Raw genomic sequence first — 16,088 nt, 5'->3', positions numbered from 1 at the left:
TCAGTACACACGCCCGTACACGATCCAATGCCGATCATCCGGGACATCTACCATCAAGCGGCTTAAATTAAGCTCTGCGAGGTGGGCAGCCACCTCATCCTCCGTAAAGGCCGCCAACAGGGAGTGAAAGAAATCCTTTTTTAATCTCTCCGGTTCATGAGCTGCATACTGGTCAACGAGCGCCTGCGCTTCCTCGGGAGAATCCGGACGCAGGAGATCCATGACCACCACTAGCCCACCTGGCTTGATCATTTTTTTTATCTCATACCAAAATCGTAACGGATTGGGAACATGGTGGGCCAAACTGTTCGACATCACGGCGTCAGCTGGAGTAGCCAATTTGACATCTTGAAACCGTTGGGACAGAAACTCTATTCGATGAGCTAACCCGGCTTGCTTCACTGCCTGTTCCGCCCAGGTGATCATGGGAATGGAGGCATCAATTCCTGTAATCAGACAGGTGGGATGATTACGGGCCAGGCGGATGGCGATATCTCCGGGGCCGCACCCCACATCCACAACATGAGGGCCATCACGGTCCTCATAGAGTCGAAGAAAGGTATCCACAAACCCCTGATTTTCTTCTTGAAAATCCGCTTCGGCATAGGCCTGAACTTGCACCGGATCATCCATAATTTCCGGTTCGAGAACCCGTTCCATCATTTCATATTCCTATTCGGCGACGTCACGACCCACACACCATCACCTTGCCGTACCCGTCCTTCGAACAAGACCCGAGCATACAATCGGCTCCATCCGGGGTATTGCCGGTGCGAGATCCGCGAAAAGTCGCCATTCACAAACCATTGCGCATTATGACGACACGGTTCACAATAACTTGTCAGTTTGATCTGCACCTCTTCTCCAATTTTCAGATGGTCCCCTGGTTTCAGCTGTGTCCAGTTTAGTCCGGCTAGAGTGAAATTTTCTCCCGAGGCTCCAGGGTGTACTGTGTGCCCCTCTTGTTGCAAGGCCTCCAGGACCTCAAACGAGAACAGGCATAAGGCCCGATCCGGGCCGCCATGCAAAGCCCGATTCCGGTGCCGGTCTCCATCCATTCCTTTGAACGTAATCCACGCCTCGGGCACGGGCAGCTTGGGGAGTCCACCTGGAGAACGATTAATTTGATAGAGATACGCAACAGAACCCATAAAAATCTTTACATCACCGACATACCCGTCCGAGACAAAGAGGATGGTAGCCATCGATCGAAAGGATGGTCAACCAGGACTACATCAATCACGGAGACCTCTCGATTAAAGTCTGAACAAAGCTTGTGATTTTTTGAAAATAGGAGGTTCCCCCAACAAACGGCACATCATTATGTCCTGCACCCACTACCACAAACCATTGTTTAGGCTCATGTGCTGCATCATAGACCTTCCGCCCCAGGGCCATCGGAACAATGGAATCCTTTTCGCCATGAATCACCAAGAGCGGACGCCTGAGCTTGGCCAACCTTTCAATCAGGTTGAAGTTCGCATTTAGCAACCAGCGGGCGGGCAATCCTAAGTAATGGTGGTCCGACATGGCCTGGATAGAAGGAAATGCCCCCTCAAGAATGACTCCGGCCGATGGCCGGAGAATGGCCACTTCACCGGCCACACAAGCGCCCAAAGACCGTCCAAACACGACAATCCGGCTCGAGGCAATTCCACGTCGGTTTAAGACATAGTCATAGGAGGCTAGGGCATCCTGATACATGCCGGGCTCTGTTGGAGTGCCGGTGCTCCGACCATACCCACGATAATCAAAGATGAAAACAGATAATCCGCGCCGATACAGCTGACGGATATTGTCTAATCGATGACTAATGTTACCGGCATTCCCATGACACCAAAGAAGCACCGGCTTGTTCGGTCCGGCGTTAACAAACCAGCCGAATATGGTGGCTGACTCATCAACTGGAAGCCACACCTCTTCTAAAGGCAGTCCACTGAGACTCGCCCAATTCCGATCTTCCCAAGAAGAGGGCTGAAATACAAAGACTCCTTCAAACATCGGCCCATTGTAGCAAGACAGGGGCACCAAGACGGATAAAAAATGCTAAATTAGGGTATTCTTCCAGTAGATATTTCTTTTACCATCCGAGGATCCTTCACGATGGCTACTTATGCAATTGGAGATGTACAGGGATGCGTCCAGGGCTTACACCATCTGTTGGAAAAGATTCGCTTCAATCCCGCATCCGATCGACTCTGGTTCGTTGGAGACTTAGTCAATCGAGGACCGGCTTCCCTGGAAGTGCTTCGCCTCATCAAGGAGCTAGGGAACTCGGCCATCACCGTGTTGGGCAATCATGACGTACATCTTTTGGCGGTGTGGGCCAGAGTCACCACTCTTAGTCGAAAAGACACCTTACAATCGGTACTCTCGGCACCCGATGTGGATGAATTGCTCACCTGGTTGCGGTTTCGACCCCTTGCCCACGTCGAAAATGGATATTGCCTGATTCATGCAGGCCTCTTACCTTCCTGGTCCATATCCCAAGTACTGGAGTTAGCTCGAGAGGTGGAGGAAGCCTTACGGGATGAGAATTTTCACCAGTACTTACCGGCAATCTATTTTCGAAAACCCATTGAGTTTTCCCCCCATCTGAGCCATGACGAACGGTTAAGTCTCACGACCAATGTCCTGACACGCCTTCGGGTCTGCACCAAAGAAGGAATTCCTGAGTTTTCGTTTAAAGGGCATCCCGACGACGCCCCTCCGGGATATATGCCATGGTTCAAAGTTCCCAATCGAGCGACACAAGAGGACACTATTATTTTTGGTCATTGGTCCGCCTTAGGAGTCGTGAAAGGCCCAGGCGTGTTCGGGATCGACGGTGGATGCGTGTGGGGACGTGAACTCGTTGCCCTGCGCCTGGATGACCAACAACTCTTTCGCGTCACCTGCTCAAAGATATAATCAGATCTCCCTTCCCGCCGCAGGATGAAAGGCCAGGAAGTCTCCCTTTTCCCATACACGCCATATCTCCCTGCCGTTCCCTAAAAATTTGCACCACCCATTACATGTATCTGATGAGATACATTCTGTATCCATTTAGATACCTAGTGATTCTTTCTTCCCCTCTGCCCTTGTGTAAGCTTCAATTTCTTTTCGCACCTTAGTGCTTAATAATTGTTGGCATTTACTTCCGAGGATTTATTCAAGTCCTTCAGGCACTTCTCTTGCTTGATTCTCTAAGTACCATCGGGAAGCATAATTGCGATGGAGTGTGAATAATCCTGAAGACTTAAGGCTACCTCACCACGGCATTTATTTTAAGAAAGGGATCCACATGATGAAATCCACTCTCCAACAAAGAACCAATTCATCCGCGAATAATCCGGCCACCACCCAGAGAAAAATTCGCCGACGCCATACTCGTATCCATTTGGATTCCCTCAGACCCGATCCATCGGCCTACTGTGCCGACGCACTCGATCAATGTCCAAAATGCCAAGGCCTGGTGCATCAAGAGGGTGGAGAAACTTCGAATGAAACCGTGGTCCGCTGTCTTAATTGTGGATGGCAACCGCATTATCAGACTCCCATAATACGTGAAACGGCAGAATCCAGATTGATTCGCTCACTCACTAACCAGTTTGTTTCAGAATACGAGTGGCATCGCGTACCATAAGTTATTACAGCCACAGGCAGTCGGTGCCAGAGTGGTCTTGGAAATAGCTGCGAACATCGAGGTATTTCTCCATTAGTTTAAACAAAATTTCCCATTCCATCTGAGCATCCCTCCTAGACGATTTCCGCTCTTGCTCGCTTCCTAGGCCCTCATCCACTTAAATTCCTGTTCATTTCCGACAGGAAATTTCCAGACATTTTGTTGCGAGCTTTCCACCGGTACTACCCTTGCTTCTTTTCAATATTTGGGTAAGACTTCAGGGTGAAGGTTGCGTTTGCCCTTCGACCAGAAAACGCTGAAAGAAAATACGATTATTCCTGATGAGAGATCAGAGCCTAGATTGGCGATGAATGAAATCTCCGAGTCTTTCCCTCACAAGCAGGAAAGATTATGAAGGAAGAATCTAAATACCCGGACACCCGACCATGTAAACACTTTTTTTTGGTTTCGAATGAATCAACCCTCAACCATTTCCTGACCATATGGTAGAACAAACAACTTCATAAACGTCCCTGAGACACGATGAACAATTTGAGGGCTATTTTCCACCGATCAGCCTATTTGAGGAAGCTTGTCTGGATGATCGTATGTGTGGGAATTTTCCTCGACCTATCCACAATCACCTCTGCGCAGGAAGTCGCTATCCTGAAGTCGGCAGATATCAACGCCTATTCTGAGGCCATTTCCGCATTTACATCGGCTCTCCCTTCCTCTATTCAGATTATCAGGGAATATGACCTCCATGGGGACATGGCAAAAGGCCGCCAGCTAGCTCGGCGCATTGGGGCATCCAATGTGAAGGTTGTGCTGGCCGTGGGATTAAAAGCGGCTCTTGCTGCCAAACTCGAAATTCCGGATATTCCCGTCATATTTTGTTTGGTTCTTGATCCGGAACAATATGATTTGCCGGGCACTAATATGGTCGGTCTCTCTCTGAAGGTCCCGTTTCGCCAACCGCTACAATCTTTGCGCGCTTTGGCACCCAAGGTTTCACGCATCGGAGTACTTTTCGATCCGCAAAAAACAGACGAGATGTATAGACAACTTCTCCATGACGTTAACGCATTGGGGATCAAAATCCTCTCCGAAGAAATACATCAAGAACAAGAGGTCGCTCCCGCACTCAATGCCCTCAAAGATCACATCGACGCCTTATGGCTTTTACCCGACAGTACCGTTCTCACCGAAAGCACGCTGGACTTTTTGATAAGCACGACCTTAGAAGCCAATATTCCCGTCGTAGGTTTTTCTTCCGCGTTAGTGCATAGCGGCGCTGTTGTCGGTGCGTATGTCCGTTATGCGGACATCGGCACCCAAGCTGCTCGGCTTACTCAACAGTTAGCCAAACAAACGTCTTCATCTGTGTTGGGAACAATTATTCCTCCTGAACGCGTCCATCAATCCATCAACCAGAAGTCCGCCAAGTATTTGGGCCTGTCTCTGACCCCGGACGTCCTGAGGCACTTTGATGAGCGATTTTAGGCCCCAGCTGCCCCAACCCTCATCCCTTCTCCGAACCGACCCCACTCCAATGCCGAGGGGTTTTCTCTCATTACGAGCAAAATTTTCATTGTTTGTTAGTTTGGTCATTGTCCTTGCCTGCTCCAGTCTCAGTGGATACCTCATCCAACAAGAAGCCGAAGTCATGAAAGGCGCGCTCCTCAAAACCGGAACGATTCTGGTTAAAACACTGAACAAGGTCAGCGTCAATCGACTCATCATTCAAGATACGCACTATCTAGAGACCATGCTGGATGGCGCGTTATCGGCACCGGAAGTTATTTATGCCATTGCACGAGATCAGCACGGCCACGTGCTAGTCGGGAAATCAAAAGGAAAATTGGTCGATACCACAAAGCTGACCCGTGACGAAACGCGGCCCATATTCCCGGATGATTCCCTCACGGAAGGGCTGCTCAGGCCAGCTCCCCAAAATCCCAAAAACGAGCCCCTTGTGACGGTCTTACATACCTCACCACACAATGAAGGACTTCTCCCTGATAGGTCGGCAGAACGAAAGGGAGCAGAAAAATTCCGAATCGGATCAGAAACCATTTATGATTTGGCTCTTCCGGTCTATCGTCAAGAGAGACGTCTGTCGACGATCGACCTACTGGCGTCAGAAACCCTTCAAGACAGTCGCAGGGTTTCCACCAAACCGTCCCCCATCATCGGCATTATCCAAATCGGTATCACCACCACACACATGCAACAATCGCTCAATCAAACGGTGTGGCACATCGGGCTCCTCACCGTGGGAATCATCCTCGTGGGTATTCTTCTCACAATTCTCCTAGCCAATCGCATCGTCACACCCCTTCAGCATTTGGCAGTTGCCTCTAGAAAAATCGCTGAAGGAGATTTGTCTGTGACGGTCACGACAGACACCCAGGATGAAGTGGGACAACTCACCACCAGCATCGATCGGATGGCGCGGGCCCTCCAACAACGTGAAGAAGCCATCTCTCATTATGTTCACACCATCACCAAGCAGGTCACGCAACTCAGTACGTTGCACCAAACCGGAATTGTGATTACTTCGACACTCGATGTCCAAAAACTGTTTTCCACCGTCCTGAAGCTTCTTCGAAAAAATCTGGGATTCCAACGTATGATCCTCGTTCTCCAGAATCCTGGAGGCACGAAAGCCAGGGTCTCCGATGTGTCAGGGGTGCCTCTGGAATTTGAGAAGCGAATCCGACACCTTGAATTTCCCATTTCTCCAGGAAGCATAGATGAAACCCTTTTGCTCCACGGACGTCCGGTCTTGGCATATGATCTGGAGGAAATAGCCCATCAGATGAGCCCTCTCATTCTGCCCATCTGTCGACAAATGGAAGTGATCTCTTTTGTGTGCGCCCCGCTGCTGAGCCATCAACGCGTGCTGGGGTATCTGGGAGCCGATCGGGGCCATCAACGCTGCACGCAGGAAGATCTGGATTTGCTTTTGACCATAGCCAGTCACGTGGCGGTGGCCATCGACAACGCACAAACCTATGAGGAAGTCGAAAAGCTCGCTCAAACGCTTGAAGAACGGGTCAAAGAACGCACGCAAGATTTGCAGTCCGCCAATGAACGTCTTCAGGAATTAGACCGGTTAAAGTCCTCCTTCGTGTCCATTGTCTCACATGAACTTCGCACCCCGATGACCTCTATTAAAGGGTTGGTGGAAAACATGTTGGATGGCCTGGTCGGCGAACTAAATGACCGACAATCATTCTATCTCGAACGGATGAAATACAACATCGAACGACTCACTCGGATGATCAATGATCTCTTGGACCTTTCCCGCATCGAAGCAGGCCGCATGGACTTGCACCGGAGCCCCGTCAACATGGGCAGCCTCGCCAGAGAGGTGGTGGAAACGTTGCAATCTATCGCGCAGGAACGTTCACTCATTCTCGAAGCCCATATTTCCGATCCCATCGGATTCATCCAGGGCGATCGTGATAAACTCGTTCAGATTTTTACCAACCTCATCAACAATGCCCTGAAATTTACAGAACCTCCCGGGACCGTGAAAGTGGAAGTCAACCAGCGGGATGACGGCATGATTCAAACATGCGTCATTGATAGCGGCTGTGGCATTCCTCTCGAGGAACAACAGACGATTTTTGAACGTTTTTACCGGGGGCAATCTTCTGAAATGAAAAATCGGGGAGCTGGGCTCGGCTTGGCTATTACGAAGAGTTTAGTCGAGCTTCACGGCGGATCGATTTGGGTGGAAAGTTCTCCCGGAGAGGGGAGTCGCTTCTGTGTTATCTTGCCCGTAACACTCTCGACCACACCCTCCTAAAATTCACCCATGCGGTCTGTCAAAAACGTATCTGTTTAGATACACCAGTTATCTAAAGAGATACGTTCCCAATTTTTACAGGTCCCACTTTCTATGAAAAACAAGCATTTACCCAAGCCTATAAATTGCAGAGCTTTTTGATTGGCTGGAGGAAAATAGGGATTTTTCTAGGTGACCTTTTCTTCCAAAATTTTACAATCCTCTGATTCGCCTCCAAAGAAAGGAAACATGTCAACCTTGTCCACGAAGCCGCGCATTTTGCTCGTGGATGACGACACCGACATCCTTCTTGCCCTCTCTGACTACCTTCGCCAGGAAGGCTTTGAGGTGGATTCTGTAGAGACCGGAGGGGCCGCCCTCCAAAAAAGTACAACCTCATCGTATGATATCGTGCTGCTCGATGTCGGACTTCCAGATCGGGATGGCATTGAAGTGCTCAACGAACTCTCTCAGACGCATCCACATCTTCCCGTCATCCTGTTGACCGCCTTTACCTCCTTACGACGGACTGCCCATCCGGACATCCTCGAGAAAGCCTTTGCTTATCTCACCAAACCGTACCAACGGCAGGAAGTTAAATCCGCCATTCAACGAGCCTGTTTGGCACGAAACATTGCGATCGCAGGGTGGCAAAGCTCTTTCGCACCTACCCATCCCATGGCTACCTTTCCTTCCCTTCTTCAACCAAGCTCCACCGAGGCTTCCCTTCATGACGCAACGCAACACCCATTGAACCTCACCGCATATGAACAGCTGGCAGAGTATGCTCAACTGATGCAATTCGCTTTTGATCATGTACCCAATGGAATCATGGTAGCGGATTCGGATAAACGCTTACGTTTTGCCAATCAGGCAGCTTGCGACGCCTTAGGTTATACACAGGAAGAACTCAAAACCCTTCGTATTCCCGACATCGCCCCCTACCATGACAATGAAAAATTCCAACAACGCCTGGAAAGCTTGCGGAAGGGTCAACCTTTATCCTACCCATCGATCCACCGCACCAAAAATGGCCAGGAGTTCCCTATTGAGATTTCAGTGTACCTACTCAATTTTCAAGGCCAGGAATTTACCTGCGCGGTGACCCGTCCTGCAGTGGAGAAATCACCGCAGGCCTAAAATTTTATTGGCATGCAGGTCCTCAAACCACTCCTTACACGGCGGGGTCTGAAACCCTGAAACCCGTTTACGAAGCTCATATGCCTGAGAATGTGTCCGCAAAAAAAATAGCAAGTCAGAAGTATTGATTACGACTATTCAGAAAGGAACGAAAAACTATGAGGGACTATTGAGTTGAGCTGAGGAAATTCTTGTGGTTAGGCAAGATGCAACCCTCAATGATCAAGCTGGCATTCAGCAGGCTTTTCAAGAGCCTGCACAATTATCAGGATTTGGCTGTGTCTGTTTTTTTAGCGCTCCCCTGCTCGGCGGCGGATCTGTAACCTCTTTTATTCCTCAATGACCGAAGTAACCGGCTACTTGGCATTCTTTCAATAGAAGAAAAGCCTCCAGCCTTTTGATATTGGAGAACTTCTTAACCCCCTCACCCAACCCAGACCCACCACCACGTTTTTTTACAGGCCCGGCATAAGGTATTTCAGTTGCCTGGCCTTACGGTATGTCCCATGTCTAACCTGCCTGAATTCCCCTATGGCCGCAAATTGGTTTTCCGGACCATCAGGCGGTTTTTCAAGGGGATATCCACTACGAATGCCGGCATTCAGACCAATTCCAAATAGGACAATAGGTCCTCATTCCCCTTTACCAATAATTGATCGTTTGAACCTTGGGGAGTCTTTCCCCGGTTCCTCGGAATCCCGGAATGGTCAGGAACTCTCAGTCCCCTGCTGAATGCCTTTTTGTTTGAGGAGGCGGGAGAGGTAAGTGCGTTGAAGTCCAAGGAGTTCTGAAGCTTTGGTTTGGCTCCAGTTGCTTCGACGCATGGCCTGCTCCAGAATGCGGGTACCGAATCGGTCCAGGGATTCATGATAGGGGAGGTTGTCGATCTCATCGATTTCGTCTCTTCCTCCCCCCAAGCCCAAGAGATCTGGAGAAATTTCTTCCTCTACTCCCAACACCACTGCTCGAGCAATCGCATTGTCCAGTTCCCGAATATTACCGGGCCATGCGTAGCATCGCATCGTCTTAATGGCAGACTTGGAAAAACTCCGCTTCCGTTTTTTCATTTCCCGCATGTGGCGGGCTAAAAAATGTTCGGCAAGAGGAATGATATCCTCGGGACGATCCCGCAATGGTGGCAATAACAAGTTCACGACATTCAGCCGGAAATACAGGTCTTCCCGAAAGGTCCTCTCTTTAACCGCTCGCTTCAGATCCTTGTTGGTGGCCGCAATCACCCGAATGTTGACGCGGACCAATCGCGTCCCACCCACCCGGGGAAACTCATGATCCTGAAGCACCCGGAGTAATTTAGCCTGAAGCCCAAGCGGCATATCCCCAATTTCATCCAGGAAAACGGTTCCCCCATCCGCGGCTTCGATTTTCCCTTTCTGGAGAGAGTCTGCACCGGTAAACGCCCCCTTTTCATGCCCAAAGAGTTCGTTTTCCAAGAGGGTTTCCGTGAGAGCCACGCAATTGATGATACTGAACGGCATATCCCGCCGGTCGCTCCATTGGTGAATTGACCGGGCAAACAACTCCTTCCCCGTCCCGCTTTCTCCCAGCAGCAACACGGTGGCATCAGCTTCGGCAGCCCGCTTCGCCAACTCCACCATTGAATGCACCTGGGAACTATTCCCCACGATTTGGCTATACCGGCTTTCCACCTCCGTGCGTAACGCGGCAATCTGCCGTCCTAATGCTTCCCGCGTGAGAACCTTTTTGAGGACAATGGCCAGATGGTCCAGCTCAATAGGCTTCGTGAGAAAGTCATACGCTCCGGCTTTCATGGCTTCAACGGCTTTGGAAATTGTGCCATGAGCCGTCATGACCACCACAGGCAGCGGGAGGCACTCTCCTCCGCCAAATGTCTGTGAATCAGTCTCTCCATTTTTTTTCACACTCATTTTGGCTAATTGTTGCAACACTTCCATGCCGGCCATCTGTGGCATTTCTAAATCCAACAACATGAGGTGAGGAAAGTCCTGCTCATATTTCTCCAACGCTTCTTGCCCATTTCCAGCGGAAATCGTGTCATAACCCAGGGCCTCTAAACGGTCTGTCAGCATGAGGACAATGTCGGGATGATCATCGACGATAAGAATTTTCTTTTTCATGAGGATTCTCCTCCTTAAGCCCGCATTTGATTATCCCGTATCAATAAAGTCGCAGCCACCCGATGCCTCACCTCTCAAGCGCCTCCAGTACGGCTGCAGCCAAAAGCGGAACCATCAATTCATGATGGCCGGTCAGCGCATAACCCTTTCCACCTTTTTGCGTTGGCCGTTTGACGACGTTGGTCATCGGCCGGTAATGGGGGAGAAAATCCATATTGACCGTCGTGATCTGCTTTAAGGCTCGTCCCAGGTTCCGCCCCAACGTTACGGTTTTGAGAAAGACTTCAGGCATCATGACCGCTGATCCCAAATTGATATACACGCCCCCTTCCATCTTCGACACCACTGCGGCGAGCTTGCGAAAATCCAATAACGAGCCGCCACCAATCGCTTCACCATTTGCCTGGGGATGCATGTGAATAATATCGGTCCCGATCGCCACATGCACCGTGACCGGAAGACCAAGTTGCGCACCGGCCGCCAGCAAACTCCTTCGCCGATGTGGAAATTGCCTGGGATACTTCAAAAGATACCGGCCGACCGCTTCTCCAATGCCCAAACCCTGTTGCCATCCCTGCACAATCGCCTCATTTAATATGCGTCCCGTGTCTTCTGCCATGCCAAATCGTCCGGAATCAATTTCGGCTTCGACCTCCTCCGAGGTTTGCCCCAGGTAGGCTATCTCAAAATCATGAATAATGACGGCTCCATTCATGGCCACGGCAGTAATCACACCCTTGCGCATCAGGTCCACGACAATGGGATTGAGACCGACCTTGGTCGGATGGGCCCCCATGCCCAGAATCACCGGTTTTCCCCGTCGCCGGGCCTCAACGATCGCCGTCACCACGGCCCTGAACGTTTTGCCAGCTAAAATATCCGGTAAGGTTTTAAGGAAGGCTTGAAAGGAACCAGCACGCTGCCAGGGTGAACCAAAATCCGCCATTTTCACTTTGGAATGACGAGTCTGAAGCGGGTAGGTGCGAAGCCGGGCGAGATTCAGCTTCGGAGACGTACCGGTCGGCAATGATTTAGCCCTGATCACCAAAAAGACGCTCTTCAATAAATTCGCACAACACGTGACCCAGCGTAATATGACATTCTTGAATACGTGCCGTCACCGAAGAAGGGACTCGAAAACAATAATCGACGAGATCTCCTACTTTACCCCCGGTGGCGCCTGTCCAGGCTATAGTGACAAGGCCACTGTCCGTGGCCGCTTCCACACCACGGATCACGTTTAGGGAGTTTCCGCTGGTGCTAATGGCAATAGCCACATCCCCTTTGCGGCCATGCGCTTTTATTTGCCGTGAGAAAATATCTGTATAGTCATAATCATTCGCAATACAGGTAATGGCAGCCATATCACAGGCCAATGCCAGGGCAGGAAGGGGATCTCGATCGCGTCGATACCGGCCAACAAACTCCGCGGCAAGATGCGAGGCATCCGTCGCACTCCCACCATTCCCAAAGAGCAAGACCTTTCGGCCTTCACGAAATGCACGGATCAGCAATTGACCAATTTCAACGACACGTTCCGCGTGGGTCCGGATAAATTCATTTTTGACATCGGCACTGGTTTCAAAGGCTTGAATAACCGCATCAATATTCATCGTGGCCGATTCTATCAGGATAGGAATCAAATTTCACACTGTGCGAAGAGAAATACCGGAATTCGCCGTTGAGAGCATAATATCCAGCATCGGTTTTCTTGCCGGGCTCCTCCACCGATGATATAGTCGACCCATTGTGAGTGCCCATATCCCCACCAAAGCACTCCTACTCGCCATTCAAGCCGACCCTTCGTCCGCCATCGCCATTGTGCGGCACTTGAATCCTGACATGGTATGTTTTTTTCTGCATGAGTCCCATAAACAGGTGGTGGAATCTCAGATCCCTCCGGCCTTGTCACGCATGCCACAGCGTTGGGACTGGATCTTCACCCCTTCCCCTGAAAGTTTTTCTGCATGCCAGAAAGCCCTGGCCCATGGACTTGGCCCCTTGTTAACGACCTGGAACGTGATGCCCGGGGAACTGGTGATTGATATTACCAGCGCGACCGTTGGCATGGCCTCCGCCATGGTGCTGACAGGATTTCCCTTTTCCACCAAAGTGTTGTCGTTTCCCGGCCACCCTTTTCCATCTGCTGACCAGGCCGTCGAAGCGATCACCAAATTGTTGTCGCAATCTGAAGCCTCTGCCAATCCTTGGGACGAAGAAGCGCCGCATCTACGACACGAGACTTGTTACCATTTCAATCATGGTTCTTATGATGCGGCCGTTAAAGGGTTTCACACGTTGGAACATCGAATCAGCGGCGGGCTGAAACCCTTTTATCGTGCCCTAGCCGATGTGGCGCAGGGCTATGGCCTGTGGGATCAACTCCTGTATCGTCCGGCCTGGGAAAAATTAAAAGGCGGAATCAAAGCCTTGGAACTGGCCTCTGTGTGGGGCGGACCGCCGGGCATGGATCGCCTCATTCACCTCCTCAAAGCAAACCTCTCGTTCCTTGAACGAATTGTGCTGGATTCGAAAGATATTAAGCCTGCCGTGGCTCTCGACTTATTGGCATGGGCAAAACGCCGTGGAGATCGCGGGCGTGATCTGGAAGTTGCCACTCACGTCCTCCTTCGAGCCTTGGAAGGCTTTGCTCAATCCCGTTTGTATACCCAGTATCACTTGAAAAGTTGGGATGTGAACCTCGAGCAACTCCCTGAGGACCTGCGAGAAACCTGTCGCAGGCAATATCTGAATGAAATTGACGGGAAATACCGCCTTCCTTTACAGGCGCAATTTCAGGCGTTGGCTGCCCTTGGAGATCCCATGGGGCAACGCTTTGTCACGGATTGGTCTAAAATGAAATCCTTATTTGATGCCGCCGATCATGCCCTACTGGGTTACGGATTTGAACCCATTAAACCCGAACGCCACCACCAGCTCTATGACCTGGTGATAAAATTAAGTGGCGTGGCTCCCACCGACCTTCCAGAATTTCCAACCATGAATGTGTAGGGGAGGCGACCGGGCGGAATGGAGGTACGGGTCTATTATGAAGATACAGATTGTGGAGGAGTCGTCTATTACGCCAACTATCTAAAATACTTTGAACGAGCCCGAACGCATTACTTGGATAACCATGGCCTGTCGGTTGCCGCATTAATACAAGAAGGAACTGAATTTCGCGTGATACGCGCTGAACTTTCCTATCGATCAGCCGCCACCTATGGAGACATCCTGGAGGTCGAGACGACGGTCGCGGCCGATCGACGAACGTCTCTCACGTTTTCCCATGTCATCAAAGATCGCACCAGCAAAAGATTGGTCGTGGAAGGATCGGCAACCCTTGTGGCCGTGGATACAAACGGCAGAATCAAACGCCTCCCGCCTCCTATCCTGAAAGTCCTGGGCCTCCCCCTAGGGTTCACTTCCTCCTGAGATCGCATTCCTATGGCTTTTGCCGATTCTCGACAACCGGGAATGGTGCTGACGTTTCCGCGGCTACTCTATGCGGAAGCCTTGGAACTTCAACAGTCTCTGGTCACCCAACGTCTTGAGGACCGTCGGCCCGACACATTGGTCTTGACCGAACACGAACCTGTCATCACATTGGGACGAACAACCAAGTCTGAACATTGGGAGCCTCGCTGGACCGAACTGCAGCACATGGGGGTCCACCTTCATCAGACCGGGCGAGGCGGATCCGTGACCTATCATGGCCCCGGACAGATAATTGGATATCCTATTTTACGACTTCGCAATTTCTGTCCCGGTCCCAAAATCTATGTCCAGCAATTAGAGGAGGTCCTAATTCGCACATTAGCGGAATGGGGGATTGCCGGATGTCGTCACGAATCGTTTCGGGGAGTGTGGGTGAACACATCCGCCCGGTGCATGGAAAAAATTGCCTCCATCGGCGTACGGATTTCCCGTGGAGTGACCATGCACGGATTTGCCTTAAACGTGAACGTCGATCTCCAACCGTTTACGTTGCTGACACCATGTGGCATTGACCATTGCGTGATGACATCAATGGAGAAACTACTTAACAAACTGGTAGATGGTGCACATGTACGAGAACAAGTGGCAACTCATTTTTCGGATCTTTTCGGAATAGAATGGACCGAGAAAAAATTGGAATCATCACAGACCTAAATCGAGGAGAAGTCTCCTCTTTTCCTTTTTCCTAAGGGAAGGCTGACATGATTTTTCAATTTTTTATCTTCTCCCTCCCATTCGTCACCTCCACCGCGACACGATGAGAAGACCCCAGGGCAAAACCTTATACATTGTCACATTCAGATAATAACCACCTGACCCATTGTTTCAAGGTGGTCAAAAACCAATCATTCCTCTCATAGAGATCTTGCGTATCGACCGTGATACCATAAATCTTTCTGTCAGTCCCTTGGTAGCCGAGCACATACAGCTTTGCTTTACCTGCAATCATGGCTTGATACCCCCTAATCCCTCTAAAGTCAACGCTAATGACGATCTCTTCCCCAGGGCTTGGCCCTTCCAGCGTCTCTAATACATGGAGGACGAGGACCTTGTACCTATCTTCAATTTCTTTACTTTTAAGAGCGGAGGCGAGTCTTTCAGCATACTCGGGGTGCTGCTGCATACCAACCCTGTCCATCTGTCCCTGTATATAAATTTTTACCTGTTTAATGCGGATGACATCTGGCTCCATTCTGAGGAGCTCTACTTTAACTTGAAAAAATGAACCAGGGACATAGCTGGGACTCGATTCGACTGATTGCTTTCTCTTGAGATAGACATGACAGGGAATAGGCTCTGCAAAAAAGAGCCGGTCAGTCCGACGAACGATATCACTAGATGCGTTACTCACCATCCCCATCACACCTAGAACCAGCACTAACACACCCAAGCAGGACTTCATTCGTTTTCTCCAAACTCCATTCCCTTCGTCAGTTCGAACGCCTTTCTGGATTCGACGCAAAGATAATAGGCCTGCTTGGAAAATAACCTTATGGCAGAGTAAGAACCGACCGGCTTTAAAATTAGGTGTGGTCGTATTTACGCCGCCTTTTTCCATTATCTTTGCCTGTGGATCCTATAGCACCAAGAGCCGACGCCTGCAGTTCGGCCCTCGGGTCGGACGCTCTTATTAACTGGCGGGCCTTGTTTGAGCGTAGCGAGTTGGTCCGCTCCCCATCCTGCGTCCGTCCCTCCAATAATGCCGAACTGGGCGTCAATGGTTTTGGCTACTTTTGCCTAAACAAAAGTGGCTCGGCTGCCGGGCCGAACCCCGGCATCACCAAAAATCTCGTGCCCACTAAAGTTGGGTAACCACGTTCACGTGTTTCACCTACCAACAACTGTTTTTGGGAAAAAACCTCGGATGGATTCCCGATAAAAAATGCCGGGAATGACCGCATTGAAGAAACCTTCTAATTCGCTATCCGGTTGT

15 protein-coding genes are annotated in these 16,088 nt (G+C 50.3%); 8 read left to right on the top strand and 7 right to left on the bottom strand.

Going from position 1 to position 16,088, the window contains the following annotated elements; translation table 11 throughout:
* The 3 genes from PQG83_RS15945 to PQG83_RS15935 are packed head-to-tail and all read right to left on the bottom strand — an operon-like array spanning position 1 to position 2,001.
* Positions 1-663: a class I SAM-dependent methyltransferase gene (locus tag PQG83_RS15945; protein ID WP_312743099.1), complete on the bottom strand. Its 663-nt coding sequence runs from the start codon at positions 661-663 to the stop codon at positions 1-3.
* Positions 660-1,205: an MOSC domain-containing protein gene (locus PQG83_RS15940; RefSeq protein WP_312743098.1), complete on the bottom strand. Its 546-nt coding sequence runs from the start codon at positions 1,203-1,205 to the stop codon at positions 660-662. Before PQG83_RS15940 ends, PQG83_RS15945 begins: the two co-directional genes overlap by 4 nt.
* Before the next feature lie 34 nt (positions 1,206-1,239).
* Positions 1,240-2,001 (bottom strand): alpha/beta hydrolase, encoded by a 762-nt coding sequence (locus tag PQG83_RS15935; protein ID WP_312743095.1) that lies wholly within the window; start codon positions 1,999-2,001, stop codon positions 1,240-1,242.
* A 102-nt stretch (positions 2,002-2,103) separates the two neighbouring features.
* Here PQG83_RS15935 and PQG83_RS15930 point away from each other — a divergent pair, with 102 nt between their 5' ends.
* The 5 genes from PQG83_RS15930 (at position 2,104) to PQG83_RS15910 (ending at position 8,540) form a co-directional block, all read left to right on the top strand.
* Positions 2,104-2,910 carry a symmetrical bis(5'-nucleosyl)-tetraphosphatase gene (locus PQG83_RS15930; protein WP_312743092.1) on the top strand — a complete coding sequence of 269 codons (807 nt, stop codon included), beginning with the start codon at positions 2,104-2,106 and terminating at the stop codon, positions 2,908-2,910.
* Between the two features lie 373 nt (positions 2,911-3,283).
* Complete coding sequence (locus tag PQG83_RS15925; protein ID WP_312743091.1) at positions 3,284-3,625, top strand: hypothetical protein; 342 nt, start codon at positions 3,284-3,286, stop codon at positions 3,623-3,625.
* Positions 3,626-4,204: 579 nt separating this feature from the next.
* Entirely contained in the window at positions 4,205-5,107 is a 903-nt protein-coding gene (locus PQG83_RS15920) for an ABC transporter substrate-binding protein (RefSeq protein ID WP_312743088.1), read from the top strand.
* On the top strand, positions 5,094-7,421 hold the full coding sequence (locus PQG83_RS15915) for a sensor histidine kinase (RefSeq protein WP_312743085.1): 2,328 nt from the start codon (positions 5,094-5,096) through the stop codon (positions 7,419-7,421). Before PQG83_RS15920 ends, PQG83_RS15915 begins: the two co-directional genes overlap by 14 nt.
* A 228-nt stretch (positions 7,422-7,649) precedes the next feature.
* The gene (locus PQG83_RS15910; RefSeq protein ID WP_312743083.1) at positions 7,650-8,540 is read left to right on the top strand and encodes a response regulator; all 891 of its coding nucleotides are present in this window, start codon (positions 7,650-7,652) and stop codon (positions 8,538-8,540) included.
* A gap of 707 nt (positions 8,541-9,247) precedes the next feature.
* On the opposite strand, the gene PQG83_RS15905 is transcribed toward PQG83_RS15910, so the two are convergent.
* The 3 genes from PQG83_RS15905 to PQG83_RS15895 form a co-directional block, all read right to left on the bottom strand.
* A complete protein-coding gene (locus PQG83_RS15905) occupies positions 9,248-10,657 on the bottom strand; it encodes a sigma-54-dependent transcriptional regulator (protein ID WP_312743082.1) in 1,410 nt (469 codons plus the stop codon).
* Between the two features lie 67 nt (positions 10,658-10,724).
* Positions 10,725-11,702: a GSU2086 family protein gene (locus PQG83_RS15900; RefSeq protein WP_312743079.1), complete on the bottom strand. Its 978-nt coding sequence runs from the start codon at positions 11,700-11,702 to the stop codon at positions 10,725-10,727.
* Positions 11,689-12,270 (bottom strand): D-sedoheptulose-7-phosphate isomerase, encoded by a 582-nt coding sequence (locus tag PQG83_RS15895; protein ID WP_312743077.1) that lies wholly within the window; start codon positions 12,268-12,270, stop codon positions 11,689-11,691. The genes PQG83_RS15900 and PQG83_RS15895 overlap by 14 nt, the downstream gene beginning before the upstream one ends.
* Positions 12,271-12,406: 136 nt before the next feature.
* Between PQG83_RS15895 and PQG83_RS15890 the strand changes: the two genes are divergently transcribed.
* The 3 genes from PQG83_RS15890 to lipB are packed head-to-tail and all read left to right on the top strand — an operon-like array spanning position 12,407 to position 14,809.
* Positions 12,407-13,669 carry a TIGR02710 family CRISPR-associated CARF protein gene (locus PQG83_RS15890; protein WP_312743075.1) on the top strand — a complete coding sequence of 421 codons (1,263 nt, stop codon included), beginning with the start codon at positions 12,407-12,409 and terminating at the stop codon, positions 13,667-13,669.
* 18 nt (positions 13,670-13,687) lie between these two features.
* A complete protein-coding gene (locus PQG83_RS15885; protein ID WP_312743072.1) occupies positions 13,688-14,092 on the top strand; it encodes an acyl-CoA thioesterase in 405 nt (134 codons plus the stop codon).
* Positions 14,093-14,104: 12 nt separating this feature from the next.
* Positions 14,105-14,809 carry a lipoyl(octanoyl) transferase LipB gene (gene lipB, locus PQG83_RS15880; protein WP_312743069.1) on the top strand — a complete coding sequence of 235 codons (705 nt, stop codon included), beginning with the start codon at positions 14,105-14,107 and terminating at the stop codon, positions 14,807-14,809.
* Between the two features lie 127 nt (positions 14,810-14,936).
* Here lipB and PQG83_RS15875 read toward each other — a convergent pair whose 3' ends face one another.
* The gene (locus PQG83_RS15875) at positions 14,937-15,713 is read right to left on the bottom strand and encodes a hypothetical protein (RefSeq protein WP_312743066.1); all 777 of its coding nucleotides are present in this window, start codon (positions 15,711-15,713) and stop codon (positions 14,937-14,939) included.
* Positions 15,714-16,088: the final 375 nt, after the last annotated feature.

This window comes from Candidatus Nitrospira neomarina (assembly GCF_032051675.1).
Lineage (GTDB): Bacteria > Nitrospirota > Nitrospiria > Nitrospirales > UBA8639 > Nitrospira_E > Nitrospira_E neomarina.
Note: the sequence above shows the minus strand (reverse complement) of the source record. Positions and strands in the feature narration are given on the sequence as shown.